Below are 13,261 nucleotides of genomic sequence, written 5' to 3'. Positions count from 1 at the left end.
GACTCCACGCGATGAGTGTGACCACCTTGAAGAACGGCATGCGCGTTGCGTCCGTCCGCCGTCCTGGTCTGCCGATGGACGCGATAGCGCTCAACGTCCGGGCGGGGTCTGCTCAGGAGGCACGGTCGGCAAGGGGGAGCGCGCATTGCCTCGAGCACCTCGTACTCGGTAAGGCGGCGACGGTTCGGACCTCAGGGCTCGCAGCCGCCATGGACGCCCTCGGCGCGCACCCCGCCGCTGTCACCGGCAAGGAGGCGACCTGCTTCAGCGTCCGCCTGCCGTGTTCGGACTCGGCGGACGCGATCCAGGCACTGTTTCATGCGGTCTCGACCGCCGGCGGCTTCGACAGGCGGGTGTTGGACGCCGAGAAGCGCGTGATTCTCGCGGAACTGGCCGGGGCGGACCAGGATGCCGTGCGATCCGCCCTCACTTTGGCCGAGTCTCGAGTTTTCGCCGGCTCGGAGCTCGAGCATCCGCCGATCGGATCGCGGGCGGACATCCTCGACCTCAGTGCCGAGGAGATTGGTCGCTTCTGGTCGCTGCAGTATCGGCCGAGCGCCATCGACCTCGGGATCGTTGGACCTCGTGAGCACCGCGAGGTCGTCTCGATGGTGTGCGAGTCTCTCGGCACGGAACCGTCCGTGGCAGACGGCTGCGGGCGCGACGACGGAGTGGAGGCGTTGCCACCGCTTCGGAGTGCCGTCGCGGTGGAGGAGGGTGACGGCGGCGCGGTGATCCCCGTCATCCAGGCGTTCTCGGCGCCGGCGGTGCGGGACCGAGGCCGAGCCGTCGCGGTTGTGCTGGCAGCCTTGCTGGGGAGCGGCTTCGGTTCGCTTCTCGTCTCCGCGCTGAGGGCGAAGAACCAGTTGGTGTACTCGCCGCGGGCCTTCTACACCGGTTACGGACTGGCGGGATGCTTCACGATCTGCGCTCCCACGTCGCGGGAGAATGCATCCCAGGTGGCTCGACGCATCCGGGGCGCTCTCGAGGCGGTGGCAGGGCGCGCGTTCTCCCAGGGCCGGCTCGAATACGCCGTCCGCCAGGTGTCGTGCGCAACACACGCCGCGTGGACGGATCAGCAGCCTCGTCTCCGGTCTCTGCTCTCCTCGGTCCAGTACCTCGACCGTGTACCTGCGCTCTCGGAGTTGATGGAGACGGTGCAGGGCGTTAGCCGTGAAGAGGTGGCGGCACTCGCAGCGACGATGCTCAGCGCGGAGGTCGACCAGTTGAGCCTGCGCGCGCCCGCCAGAAGGGAGGCCGCGCATGGCTGAGACGATCGACGTCGCCTCTCCTGCCGGGGAGACGCTTCGGGTCATCCGCATCGATCGGACCGCCGCCGTGCTGGCGGCCGACGGCGACACGGACGGGTTCCTGGTTCCTCTGCGTGGCGCGGAGCTGGCGGTGGGCGACTGGGTGCAGCTCGACGCTGAGCAGAGTATGCGGAGGCTGGAGCGCACGAGCAGCGTCGTGCGGGCGAAGGAGGGCGGTGCCGCCCAGGTGCTCGCCGCCAATGTCGACGTCGCCTTCCTCGTTGTCTCCCTGGAGGAGGCCCACCGCCCTGGAGTGCTCGAGCGGTTGGCGTCGCTCGGGTGGGAGTCGGGGGCCGTTCCCCATTACGTCGTCACGAAGTGCGACCTCGGGTCAGCGGAGGAACGGGCGGCCGTCGGGTCGCTGATCGAGACGACTGCTCCGGGCATCCCCACCTCCTTCGTCTCCGCCTGGACCGACGAAGGCCGGACCGAGTTGCTCGCCCTGTTGCCGGCCGGTCGGACGGGGGTGCTCCTGGGCCACTCGGGTGTCGGGAAGTCGACGCTGCTCAACTGGCTCGGCGGCACTGACGTCGCTGCGGTGGGCGAGGTCAGGGAGCGGGACTCCAAAGGGCGGCACACCACGACCGTACGGTCTCTTCGGATGCTCCCCGATGCGGGTGGCTCGATCGTGGATACACCTGGCCTCCGCGAGATCGGGATGGGTTCGCCGTCCGCGGTCCAGAGTGTCTTCGCGGAGGTGACCGCCCTGGCGGATGCGTGCAGGTTCGCCGACTGCGCACACGTGCGGGATGCGGGCTGTGCCGTGACCGCCGCCCTCGCCGCTGGGGAGCTGGACGCCAGCCGCTACCGGCGCTACCTGAGCACGCTCGCAGAAGCGCGACGCAACGAGGGCACGGTCGGGCGGGGCACCCAACAGCGGCGTGACAAAGGCAGAGAGTACTCGCGGCTGGCGCGGGAGTTCCGCCGGGTCCGCGGGCATTGAGCGGGCGTTCGGCCCCACGCCCAGACCTTGCGCCGCGGCCGTGGCACTGTGGACGCCATGAGCGACGCCATGACCGACCCCCTCGGCGAGTTCTTCCGCCTGATCCGTGCCACCCCCGTGCCCGACGACGCCGAGCTGCTGTACGGCGAGGACGAGGAGGGGCGGCGTCGCGAGCGCAACCTGCGCCGCTACCTCGCCCTACCGCACGCGTCGGTCCTGCTCCTGGGCGAGGCGCCGGGCTGGCGAGGGATGACGGTCACCGGCGTCCCGTTCACGTCGGTGCGCGAGGCCGAGGCGGGCGTCGTGCCCGGACTGGAGCTGCCCGCCGACCCGCAGGCGCCGTGGGAGGCGTCGAGCCGCGTCGTCTGGGCGACGTTGCGGGAGTGGCGCGGTCCGATCCCGTTGTCGTGGCCGATCTATCCGCACCACCCGTTCGTGGCGGGCGACCCGCGCACCAACCGCACGCCGCGTCCGGCGGAGGTGCGCGCAGGCGCCGCCCCCGCGCTCGAGCTGGTCCGCGCGCTCGGCTTCGAGACGGTGGTCGCGGTCGGCCGCAAGGCGCAGGGGGCGCTCGCGATGGCCGGCATCGAGGCGCCCGCGATCCGGCATCCGGCCCAGGGAGGCGCGCGCCTCTTCCAGGAGCAGCTGCTGGAGCTCAACAGTGCGCTGATCTAGGGCGTTTCCACCCCTGCAGAGCTTGACATCGACCTAGTCCGCGCCGTATATTCCACGTGGAATAATCATCGCGGAACACCCCGGTGTCCCTGCACCCCTCCTCCCAACACGAATCCGGAGCCCATGCCCGCCGCCCTCACCAACCTCGCCGTCGCCGCGCTCGCGCTGCTGGCGGAGGGTCCGACGCATCCGTACGAGATGTACCAGACCCTCCTCCACCGGTCGGAGGACCGGGTGGTCAAGGTGCGGCCCGGCTCGCTCTACCACACGGTCGGCCGGCTGGAGGCGCAGGGCCTCGTGCGGGCGACCGGCACCGAGCGCGAGGGCAACCGGCCCGAGCGCACCACCTACGAGATCACCGACGAGGGCACCCGGGCGCTCGGCGAGCGCGTCGCCGAGATCATCGCCACCCCCGTCAACGAGTACCCCGAGTTCCCGCTCGGGCTGGGGGAGGCCCACAACCTCCCGCTCGACTCGGTGATCGAGCTGCTGTCGCGGCGGGTCGCGCTGATCCGCGACGACATCGCGCGGCTCGATCACGCCGTGCACACCGTGCAGGCGAAGGGCCTGCCGGACAAGTACTGGCTCGACGTGCGCTACCAGCGTGCGCTCGCACAGGCCGACGCCGACTGGCTCGACGGCCTCATCCACGACCTCCGGACGGGCGTACTGTCCTGGACCGACGAGAAACACTGAGAGAAGACCTATGGAACGCGAGCTCAAGCCCTGGCCCGCCCTCTGGGCGCTGGTCATCGGCTTCTTCATGATCCTGATCGACACGACCATCGTGTCGGTCGCGAACCCCTCCATCATGGAGGGCCTGAAACTCGGCAACGACTACAACGCGGTGATCTGGGTCACCAGCGCCTACCTCCTGTCGTACGCCGTGCCGCTGCTGATCACCGGCCGCCTCGGCGACCGCTTCGGCCCGAAGAACATCTACCTGATCGGCCTCGTGATCTTCACCCTCGCCTCCGCGTGGTGCGGGTTCTCGGGCGTGATGCCCGGAGGCGGAATCGGGATGCTGATCACCGCCCGCGTCGTCCAGGGCCTCGGCGCCGCGCTGATGACGCCGCAGACCATGGCCGTCATCACCCGCATCTTCCCGCCGGACCGCCGCGGCGCCGCCATGGGTCTCTGGGGCGCCGTCGCCGGTGTCGCCACGCTCGTCGGCCCGCTGCTCGGCGGCATCCTGGTCGACAGCCTCGGCTGGGAGTGGATCTTCTTCATCAACGTGCCCGTCGGCGTCGTCGCGTTCGTGCTCGCCATGCGCCTGGTGCCGAAGCTGCCGACGCACTCGCACAGCTTCGACATCGTCGGCGTGATCCTCTCGGCGGCCGGCATGTTCCTGCTCGTCTTCGGCATCCAGGAGGGCAACACCTTCGACTGGAACGCCGGAGTCTGGACCATGATCGTCGCCGGCATCGTCGTGCTGATCGCCTTCGTCGTCTGGCAGGCGGTCAACAAGAAGGAGCCGCTCCTGCCGCTCGCGCTGTTCCGCGACCGCAACTTCTCGCTGTCGAACGGCGCCATCACCATGGTCGGCTTCGCCGTCACCTGCATGTCGCTGCCGCTGGTGTTCTACTTCCAGACCGTGCGCGGCCTGACCCCGACCCAGTCGGCGCTGATGCTCGCGCCGACCGCCATCTTCTCGGGTGTGCTCGCACCGTTCGTCGGCAAGATCATCGACCGGGTGAATCCGCGCTACATCGCGACGCCGGGCCTCCTGCTGTTCGCGATCGCGCTGTTCCTCTACTCGCGGATGCTGTCGCCGGACATCTCGATCTGGTGGCTGCTCATCCCGAGCGCCCTCATGGGCATCGCGATGTCGGGAGTCTGGGGCCCGATCTCCACGACCGCGACGCGCAACCTGCCGATGAACCAGGCGGGAGCGGGCTCCGGCGTCTTCAACACCACCCGCCAGATCGGCGCGGTGCTGGGCTCCGCCTCCATCGCCGCCCTGATCGAGGGCCGGCTGGCGCTCGACCTGCCGCGGACGCCGGGAGGCGCCGCCCCGAGCGAGATCAACGCCGGCGCCGAGCTGCCCGACTTCCTGCACGCCGGCTTCACCCAGGCGATGGCGGAGTCGCTGCTGCTGCCCGCCGCGGTGGCGCTGGTCGGCGCGGTCATCGTCGCCTTCTGGGCGCGGCCGAAGCCGCCGGCGTGGGGTCCGCGGGCCGCGGGTGCCGGTGAGGGCGGTGCCGCCGCTCCTGCCGGTGCCGCCGCTCCCGCCGGTGCCGCCGCTCCGGCCGGTGGTGAGCTCGTCGGCGCGCCGCACGGCGCCCACGCGGCTCCCGTCCCCGCGGACGCCGTGTCGCATGGCGCGCACGCCGCCGACGCCGCGCCGCTGACGGACGCGCGCGCCGGCGAGGAGCCTCCGCACGGCGCCCACGCCGCACCCGTCGTGGACTGACGACGAACGACGCGATGCCCTCCCGCTGCCGCAGCGGGAGGGCATCGTCGTCTCCGCGGCCGATCGGTCGTCAGCGCAGCACGCCGTCGAGCATCGCCTCGAGGTACTGCGGTCCCCGTTCGGGCCGGAGCCGCGCCGCGTAACCGAGCCCGCACATCAGGATCATGAGGTCGGCCGGGTCGAGTCCCGCCCGCAGCCGGTCGGACACGCGATCGACCAGCGCCGCGAGTGCGCCGATCAGCTCGCGGCGCAGGGCGACCGTCTCCGGTCGTGAGGGCGTGGAGGCGACGGTGGCGTCCGCGAACAACGGGTCCGCCGCGTAGGCCTCGAGCGCGGCGGAGAGGAAGGCCCGGAGCGCGAGCGCCGCATCCGGTTCGTCCGCCGCGGCACGCGCTGCGTCGGTGAGCTCGGTGAACCGCCACTCCACCAGACCCTCGGCGAGGGCCTCCGGCGTGCCGAAGTGCCGGTAGACCGTGCCCACCCCCACCTCGGCGGAGCGCGCGACGGCGTTGAGCTGCAGCGGCTCGCCCGAGGCGGCGATGTCCCGCGCCGCGGCGAGGATGCGGTCGCGGTTGCGCAGTGCGTCCCGGCGGAGCGTGGTCATGGCGACCACTGTAACGGATGGATCATCGAAATGGATAGATAATCCGTTTGTGCTACGCTCGGCACCATGACCCGTGAGACCCTTCTGATCGGCGGTCGCCGCCGTACGTACCTCCACGTCGCCCCTGTCCGATCGAACGCGAGCGCACCGCTCCTCCTCGCCCTCCACGGCACCACGCAGACGGGCGCGACCATGCGCCGGTTCAGCGGGCGCACCCTGGACGCCCTCGCCGAGCGGACCGGCGCCGACCTGGTCTACCTCGACGGCTACCGCCGCGCCTGGAACGACGGCCGCCTCACCGCGACCTCCGCAGCGCAGCGGGCCGATGTCGACGACGTCGGCTTCGTCCGCGCCGTCGTCGAGCGGTTCGGCCGCCCCGCCATCGCGATCGGGTACTCCAACGGCGGCCAGCTGATCCATCGCATCGTGCGGGAGGCGCCCGGGCTGCTCGCGGGCGCCGTCATCGTCGCGGCGGGGCTGCCGGTGGAGGAGGACTTCGCGCTCGCGGGCGTCGCGCCCGACCGCATCCCCCTGCTGATCGTCCACGGCACCGCCGACCCGGTGGTCCCGTACGACGGCGGAGCGACGCGCCTGCTGGGCCGCACCAAGGGAACCGTGCGCAGCGCGCTCGCCACGGCGCAGGCGTATGCGGGGGAGGGTGTGGAGGCCGTGGCCGGGGCCGAGCCGGATGGCGCCGCCGCGACCTTCGTCGGCATCACCCGCGTCGAGTGGCCAGGCGTCCGGCTCGTGACCCAGCACGGCACCGGACACGTCATCCCGAACCGCGTCACCCGCCCGCCGTTCGTCGGGCCGTCACACGCCGACCTCGATCTGGGCGAGGAGATCGAGAGCTACCTCCGCCTCGCGGCCTCCGTCGAGTCGTGAAGTGATGTCACGTTTCGCGCCGAGTCGTGACATGTGCTCACGACTCGGCAGCTCCGGCCCGGCGGCCCATGTGCACCGGGATCACCCCGCGGTGACCCGCACGGCGTTCGCCCACGGGTCGTCGAAGGCGACCGAGCGGCCGTCGTCGCGCGCCTGCACGCCGTAGTGCCGCATCCGCTCGGTCAGCTCGCCCAGGTCGTCGGCGGTCGGGACGTGGATGACCACCTCGCCGAGCCCGAGCGCGAGCCGTCGCGGCCCGGCGCCCCGGCTGTTCCACGTGTTCATCGCCATGTGGTGGTGGTAGCCGCCGGCCGAGACGAACAGCGCCGACGACCCCAGCGCGGCGGTCGTCTCGAAGCCGAGCCGGTCGACGTAGAAGGCGCGCGCCGTGGCGACGTCGCCGACCGAGAGGTGCACGTGGCCGACCGACGCGCCACCCAGCTCCAGCGCCGGGTCCGCCGCGCCTGCGGCCCGGTCGCCCTCGGCCAGCGCCGCCCCGCGATCGGTGAGGTGCTCGCGGAGGAACGCGTTGGGGTCCAGGTAGAGCGTGTCCATCTCGACCTGGCCGTGCGTCCAGCTCCACAGGCTGCGGTCGCGGTCCCAGTACAGCTCGACGCCGTTGCCCTCGGGGTCGGTGAAGTAGAAGGCCTGGCTCACCAGGTGGTCGGCGCTGCCGGTGAAGGTGCCGGGGGCGCGGCGGGCGACCGAGTAGACCGCGGCGGCCAGGGCCTCCTGCGTATCGAACAGGATCGCCGTATGGAACAGCCCCGCCTCATGCGGGCCCGCATGGCGCAGCTCAGGAGCGTGCTCGAGGATGACCGAGGGCACACCGTCGCGGCCCAGCACGACCCTCCCTCCCTCGGCGGCCAGCACCGTGAGGGTGACGGCGTCGCGGTAGTAGGCGGTCATCGCGTCGAGGTCGGCGACGCGGAGGGTGACCGCACCCATGGCGGAGGAGGCGGGGAGTATCTCGGGCATAGAAGGTTCAACGCCCGGTGAGAGCGGAAATTCCGCCCTATGTCTCGATGGCTCCGCCGGTCTCGGCCAGATACCGCCGCAAGGTGAGCGTCGGGTCGGCCGCCTGCTGCTCGCGGTAGCGGCGGAAATCGAGCTGGTCGCGCAGCGAGACCCCGGCCCGCATCCGCTCCGACTGGGCGCCCTCGACCTGCTGGATGCGCAGGGCGGTCTCGAACAGCTCCGCCCGCCGCTCGGGTCCGATGACCAGCACCCCGTCGTCGTCGGCGAGGATCCAGTCCGCAGGAGTCACGGGCACGCCGTCGAGGAACGCACTCCGCATCGCCCTGCCCGCCGGCGGCACGCGCCGCGGACCGTACGGGTGCGCGCCGCGGCTGAACACGGGCAGGCCGATCTCGCGCAGCTGCGCGGTGTCGCGGTGCCGGCCCCAGACGACGACGCCGGTCATCCCGGCCTCCGCCGCCTCCAGCAGCATGAGGTCGCCGACGCACGCCTCGTCGTCGCGGCCGCCGTTGTCGATGACGAGCACGGCTCCGGGAGACGCGTCGTCGATGGTCTCGAGCAGCACGTCCACGCTGCCCAGGTGCGTCACCGGCGCCGCCGGCCCCTGGAACGGCCGCCCGGGAAGGAGCGGCACGAGCCCCACAGGCGCTGTCCCGACCGCGATTCCCAGCCGCACCGCCGCGTCCGCCACCGCCGCCGTCGCCGGCAGCTCCGTCTGCACCGTCTGCTCCTCGCCCACGCTCACCCGCCCGACGCTACCGCAGCGGTCGCCTGCGCAAGAGGGTCAGGGGCGGGAGAGGCGCTCCAGCAGCTCCCGGTAGCGCGCCGCGGTCCGCTCCACGATGTCGGCGGGCAGCGCGGGCGGCGTGCCCGTCTTGTCCCAGTTGGCCGCCAGCCAGTCCCGCACGATCTGCTTGTCGAAGCTCGCCATGCGCGCCTCGGGCGTGGTGCCGGCGGCGTACGCCTCGGCGTCCCAGTACCGGCTGGAGTCGCTGGTCAGCACCTCGTCCGCCAGCGTGATCTCGCCCGTCGACCGGTCGGCGCCGAACTCGAACTTGGTGTCCGCGATGATCACGCCCCGCGCCTCCGCGATGGCCGAGCCGCGCTCGTACACGTGGAGGGACAGCCTCCGCAGCTCCTCGGCCACGTCGGCCCCGACCAGCTCGACCGTGCGCTCGAAGCTGATGTTCTCGTCGTGCTGCCCGAGCGGGGCCTTCCACGCGGGGGTGTAGATCGGCTCCGGGAGGCGGTCGCCGTTCTCCAGACCGGCCGGAAGCGGGATGCCGCACACGCTCTGCGCCTCCCGGTACTCCGCCCAGCCGCTGCCGGTGAGGTAGCCGCGCACGACGCACTCGATCGGGAACATGTCGAGCGGCTTCACGAGCATCGCGCGGCCGGAGACCTCCGCCGGGATGCGCTCGACCACGCGGTCGCCGGCGAGGGCGTGGTCGGGGAGGAGGTGGTTGGGCACGTCGATCCGGTCGAACCACCACAGGCTCAGCGTCGTCAGCAGCTCGCCCTTGCCGGGGATGCCCGGCTCGAGCACGTGGTCGAACGCGCTCACGCGGTCGCTCGCCACGACCAGCACGGCGTCGGCGTCGTCGAGCCCGCTCGCGCCCTCCGGCACGTACAGGTCGCGCACCTTGCCCGAATACGTGTGGTTCCAGCCCGCCAGTTCGCTCACCCGACCATCGTACGGGCTGGCCGCCGGCGGGCTCGGCGAGCGGCTCGGCGGCGGCCTCAGCCGAGCAGCTTCGCCTTCGCCGTCGCGAACTCCGCATCCGACAGGATGCCCTGCGAGTGCATGGTCGCCAGCTGCTGCAGCTGCGCCATCATGTCGCCGCCGCCGCCACCACCTCCAGCGGGCGCTGCCGGCGGCTGCTGGTACGCCTGCTGCTGGTACGCCTGCTCCTGCGCCGCCTGCTGCGCCATCGCCTGCTGCTGCTGATAGGCCTGCTGCTGCTCGTACTGCTCCTGCTCGTAGCGGCCCTGCTCGCGGCGCTGCTGGCGCCGCGCCACGTTGCCCGACACCGCCGTGGCCGTGCCCGCGACGACGGCCGTGCGGGCCGCCATCCCGATCAGGCCGGGCCGTCCACCTCGTCCGAGTGGCATGTCTCCTCCTTGTGTCCTGTCGACCGGCGTCCGCTAGTTCGCGGCCGTCGTGCGTTCCTGCTCGGCCGCCTGCTCGCCCTCGCCGTACGCGGGTCCGTCGCCTGCTGCCTCGTCACCGGGCTGGTCGGCCAGCAACTCGTCGAACGTCCCCGCCACGACCGCGTTCACGACCGGCGCCGGGATGCGCTCCATGTGGACGACCTCGCCTCCCGACTCGAAGAACCGGCTCGCCAGCGTCTTCGCCCACAGGTGCTCGATCACCAGCACCGCGCCGGTCGTCCCCGGCTCGATCAGCTCGGCGATCGCCTCCACGTCCTCGTCGCCGGCGAGCCCGCTCGCGTCGAGCTCGACGTCGGCCATGCCGATCTCGTCGCCGATCTCCTCCAGCTCGAGGATCTCGATCGTGCCGTCCTCGCGGCGGGAGACGAACAGCAGGTCGAGCAGCCGCACGGTGCCGCTCTCGACCAGGTCGAGGATCGCCTCGACCACGCCCTCCGACGGCCGATCGCTGTCGAACTGCGCCACGATGAACTCCGCGGGCCCGTACTCGAATCCGGCCATGACGGCCCTCCCTCCACGGGCCTGGCGCGCACGGCCCGGCCCCGCTCGGCGCTGACGATACGCGTGGCGTTCGCGGCGCGGCAAGAGTGCTGTTCGGCGGTGTGAGGAAGGCCGTGCCCGGCCCGCCGCCTCCCTAGACTGAACGGACGATCCGGCGACGGACGCCGGTCGCGAGGAGGTCCGCGTGGGCGAGCTGAACTGGGCAGGCAACTACGAGTACCGCGCGCAGCGCATCGCGCGGCCCGGGACCATCGACGAGCTGCGCGACCTCGTGACCTCCGCCCGGTCGGTGCGCGCCCTGGGCAGCAGGCACTCCTTCAACGACCTCGCGGACGACGACGAGCTCCTCGTCAGCACCGCGGGCCTCCCGGCCGGCATCCGCATCGACGAGGAGGCGCGCACGGTCGCGGTGGGCGGCGGCGTGCGCTACGGCGACCTCGCTCGCGAGCTGCAGGAGGCCGGATGGGCGCTGCACAACCTCGCCTCCCTCCCGCACATCTCCGTCGCCGGCGCGATCGCGACCGCCACGCACGGGTCGGGCGACCGCAACGGCAACCTGGCGACGGCCGTCGCCGGCCTGCGCATCCTCACCGCCTCCGGAGAGACGGTCGAGCTGCGCCGCGGCGACGAAGGCTTCGACGGCGCCGTCGTCTCGCTCGGCGCGCTGGGCGTCGTGACCGAGGTGACCCTCGACATCCGCCCCACCTTCGACGCCCGCCAGCGGTTGTTCGGCGGCGTGCCGTGGGAGGCCGTGACCGGCCGCTTCGACGAGATCACCTCGGCCGCGTACAGCGTCTCGCTCTTCACCACCTGGGACGAGCCCGCGCTCGACCTCGCCTGGATCAAAGAGCTCGACGGCGTGGAGGCGACCGTCGGCGACGACTTCTTCGGCGCTCCTGCGCTCACCGAGGCCCGGCACATGATCCCGGCCATGGACGTGCGCAACACCACCCAGCAGCTCGGCGTCCCCGGCCCGTGGAGTGAGCGCCTCGCCCACTTCCGGTTCGAGTTCACCCCGTCGAACGGCGCGGAGATCCAGTCCGAGTACCTCGTGCCGCGGCCGCGGGCGGTGGAGGCGATCGAGGCGGTCCGCGCCCTCGGCCCGCTGATCGCGCCGGTGCTGCAGGTGAGCGAGATCCGCACCGCCGCCGCCGACGCGCTGTGGATGTCGAGCGCGTACGAGACCGACGTCGTCGGCCTGCACTTCACCTGGCTGCGCGATCAGGAGGGTGTGGAGGCGGTGCTCCCGGCCCTCGAGCAGGCGCTGCTCCCGCTCGGCGCCCGCCCGCACTGGGGCAAGCTCTACCTGGACCGCGACGGCGTCGTCCCGACGCTTTACCCGCGCCTCGGCGACTTCCGCGCCCTGACGGAGCGCTTCGACCCCGAGCGCCGCTTCCGCAACGCCTTCCTCACCCGCCTCCTCGGCTGACCCGCCCAACAGCCGAGTACGCACGAATTCCAGCAATAACCGCCGAGTACGCAGAGAGTCCGCGTACTCGCCGGTTGGGGAGGGGCGGGAGGCTACGAGACGCGCGCCGCGATGTCGGTGCGGTACTGCGCGCCCGGCAGGTCGATGCGCGAGACCGCCTCGTAGGCGCGCGAGCGCGCCTCCGCGAATGTCGTCCCCCGCGCGACCACCGACAGCACGCGGCCGCCAGTAGCGACGAGCCCGCCGGTGGCCGGGTCGACCGTCGTCGCGGCGTGCGCGATCGTGACCTCGGGCACCGCCGCGGCCTCCGCCAGCCCGCTGATCGGCCGCCCGGTCTGCGGCGCCTCCGGGTAGCCCTCGCTCGCCAGCACGACGGTCACCGCCGTGTCGAGCGCGAACTCGGGCCGCGGCATGCCGGCGAGCGCCCCGGTCGCGGCGGCGAGCAGCAGCGACGACAGCGGCGTGACCAGTCGCGGGAGCACGACCTGCGTCTCCGGGTCGCCGAAGCGCGCGTTGAACTCGATCACGCGGATTCCGCGGTCCGTCACGATCAGGCCGCAGTAGAGCAGGCCGATGAAGGGCGTCTGCTCCTTCGCGAGCTGCCGAACCGTGGGCAGCGCGATGGTGTCGATCACCTCGTCGACGAAGGAGTCGGGGAGCCAGGGCAGCGGCGAGTAGGCGCCCATTCCGCCGGTGTTCGGCCCGGCGTCGCCGTCGAGCAGGCGCTTGTAGTCCTGCGCCGGGCTCAGCGGGAGGACGTCGTGGCCGTCGCTGACGAGGAAGAGCGACACCTCCTGCCCGTCGAGGAACTCCTCGACGAGCACGCTGCCGTGGCGGAGGTACTGCGTGGCGTGGTCGAGCGCGGCGGCGCGGTCGGAGGTGACCAGCACGCCCTTGCCGGCCGCGAGCCCGTCGGCCTTGACGACATAGGGGGCGCCCAGTTCGTCGAGCGCGCGCTCCGCCTCGGCGACCGTCGCGGCGCGGACCGCACGCCCGGTCGGGACGCCGGCGGCCTCCATGATCCGCTTTGCGAACGCCTTCGAGCCCTCGAGCTGCGCCGCGGTCTTCCCCGGCCCGAAAACCGGGATGCCGCGGGTGCGCAGCGGGTCGGCCACGCCGGCGACGAGTGGAGCCTCCGGCCCGATCACCACGAGCTCGATGTCGTGCTCGATGGCGTACTCGGCGACCGCGGGGCCGTCGAGCGGGTCGAGCCCCGTCTCGACCGCGACGTCGGCCGCGATGCCGGCGTTGCCGGGCGCGGCGACGATCTCGTGCCCGGCCTCCTCCGCCAGGAGTGCGGTGATGATGGCGTGCTCGCGGGCACCGGAACCGAGGACGAGGATCTTCACGC

14 protein-coding genes are annotated in these 13,261 nt (G+C 72.2%); 7 read left to right on the top strand and 7 right to left on the bottom strand.

Annotated features, from left to right (window positions below; all coding sequences use genetic code 11):
- Positions 1-11: 11 nt before the first annotated feature.
- The 5 genes from P5G50_RS01010 (at position 12) to P5G50_RS00990 (ending at position 5,341) form a co-directional block, all read left to right on the top strand.
- Complete coding sequence (locus P5G50_RS01010) at positions 12-1,271, top strand: M16 family metallopeptidase (protein WP_301209830.1); 1,260 nt, start codon at positions 12-14, stop codon at positions 1,269-1,271.
- Positions 1,264-2,253: a ribosome small subunit-dependent GTPase A gene (gene rsgA, locus P5G50_RS01005; protein WP_301209829.1), complete on the top strand. Its 990-nt coding sequence runs from the start codon at positions 1,264-1,266 to the stop codon at positions 2,251-2,253. The genes P5G50_RS01010 and rsgA overlap by 8 nt, the downstream gene beginning before the upstream one ends.
- 57 nt (positions 2,254-2,310) lie before the next feature.
- On the top strand, positions 2,311-2,928 hold the full coding sequence (locus P5G50_RS01000) for a uracil-DNA glycosylase (protein ID WP_301209828.1): 618 nt from the start codon (positions 2,311-2,313) through the stop codon (positions 2,926-2,928).
- A 123-nt stretch (positions 2,929-3,051) separates the two neighbouring features.
- Positions 3,052-3,624, top strand: a complete 573-nt coding sequence (locus tag P5G50_RS00995; RefSeq protein WP_301209827.1) for a PadR family transcriptional regulator — start codon at positions 3,052-3,054, stop codon at positions 3,622-3,624.
- A gap of 10 nt (positions 3,625-3,634) precedes the next feature.
- Positions 3,635-5,341, top strand: a complete 1,707-nt coding sequence (locus tag P5G50_RS00990) for a DHA2 family efflux MFS transporter permease subunit (RefSeq protein WP_301209826.1) — start codon at positions 3,635-3,637, stop codon at positions 5,339-5,341.
- 70 nt (positions 5,342-5,411) lie between these two features.
- Here the strand turns inward: P5G50_RS00990 and P5G50_RS00985 are convergent, their stop codons facing one another.
- Positions 5,412-5,945 (bottom strand): TetR/AcrR family transcriptional regulator, encoded by a 534-nt coding sequence (locus P5G50_RS00985; protein WP_301209825.1) that lies wholly within the window; start codon positions 5,943-5,945, stop codon positions 5,412-5,414.
- Positions 5,946-6,011: 66 nt separating this feature from the next.
- Between P5G50_RS00985 and P5G50_RS00980 the strand changes: the two genes are divergently transcribed.
- Entirely contained in the window at positions 6,012-6,830 is an 819-nt protein-coding gene (locus P5G50_RS00980) for a CE1 family esterase (RefSeq protein ID WP_301209824.1), read from the top strand.
- Between the two features lie 81 nt (positions 6,831-6,911).
- Here the strand turns inward: P5G50_RS00980 and P5G50_RS00975 are convergent, their stop codons facing one another.
- The 5 genes from P5G50_RS00975 to P5G50_RS00955 are packed head-to-tail and all read right to left on the bottom strand — an operon-like array spanning position 6,912 to position 10,481.
- Positions 6,912-7,808, bottom strand: a complete 897-nt coding sequence (locus tag P5G50_RS00975; protein WP_301209823.1) for a VOC family protein — start codon at positions 7,806-7,808, stop codon at positions 6,912-6,914.
- A gap of 37 nt (positions 7,809-7,845) precedes the next feature.
- Positions 7,846-8,553: an RraA family protein gene (locus P5G50_RS00970; protein WP_301209822.1), complete on the bottom strand. Its 708-nt coding sequence runs from the start codon at positions 8,551-8,553 to the stop codon at positions 7,846-7,848.
- Between the two features lie 39 nt (positions 8,554-8,592).
- Entirely contained in the window at positions 8,593-9,492 is a 900-nt protein-coding gene (locus P5G50_RS00965) for a phosphoribosylaminoimidazolesuccinocarboxamide synthase (RefSeq protein ID WP_301209821.1), read from the bottom strand.
- Between the two features lie 56 nt (positions 9,493-9,548).
- Positions 9,549-9,920, bottom strand: a complete 372-nt coding sequence (locus P5G50_RS00960) for an SHOCT domain-containing protein (RefSeq protein WP_301209820.1) — start codon at positions 9,918-9,920, stop codon at positions 9,549-9,551.
- A gap of 33 nt (positions 9,921-9,953) precedes the next feature.
- Positions 9,954-10,481, bottom strand: coding sequence for a DUF6325 family protein (locus P5G50_RS00955; RefSeq protein ID WP_301209819.1), 528 nt, complete (start codon positions 10,479-10,481; stop codon positions 9,954-9,956).
- Positions 10,482-10,665: 184 nt separating this feature from the next.
- On the opposite strand from P5G50_RS00955, the gene P5G50_RS00950 reads away from it, so the two are divergent.
- Positions 10,666-11,910: an FAD-binding protein gene (locus tag P5G50_RS00950; RefSeq protein ID WP_301209818.1), complete on the top strand. Its 1,245-nt coding sequence runs from the start codon at positions 10,666-10,668 to the stop codon at positions 11,908-11,910.
- 92 nt (positions 11,911-12,002) lie between these two features.
- Here the strand turns inward: P5G50_RS00950 and purD are convergent, their stop codons facing one another.
- Positions 12,003-13,259, bottom strand: a complete 1,257-nt coding sequence (purD, locus tag P5G50_RS00945; RefSeq protein ID WP_301209817.1) for a phosphoribosylamine--glycine ligase — start codon at positions 13,257-13,259, stop codon at positions 12,003-12,005.
- Positions 13,260-13,261 lie beyond the last annotated feature (2 nt).

The organism is Leifsonia williamsii (assembly GCF_030433685.1).
Classification (GTDB): Bacteria; Actinomycetota; Actinomycetes; order Actinomycetales; family Microbacteriaceae; genus Leifsonia; species Leifsonia williamsii.
The sequence above is the reverse complement of the archived record's forward strand: the minus strand, read 5'-3'. Positions and strand labels throughout refer to the sequence as shown.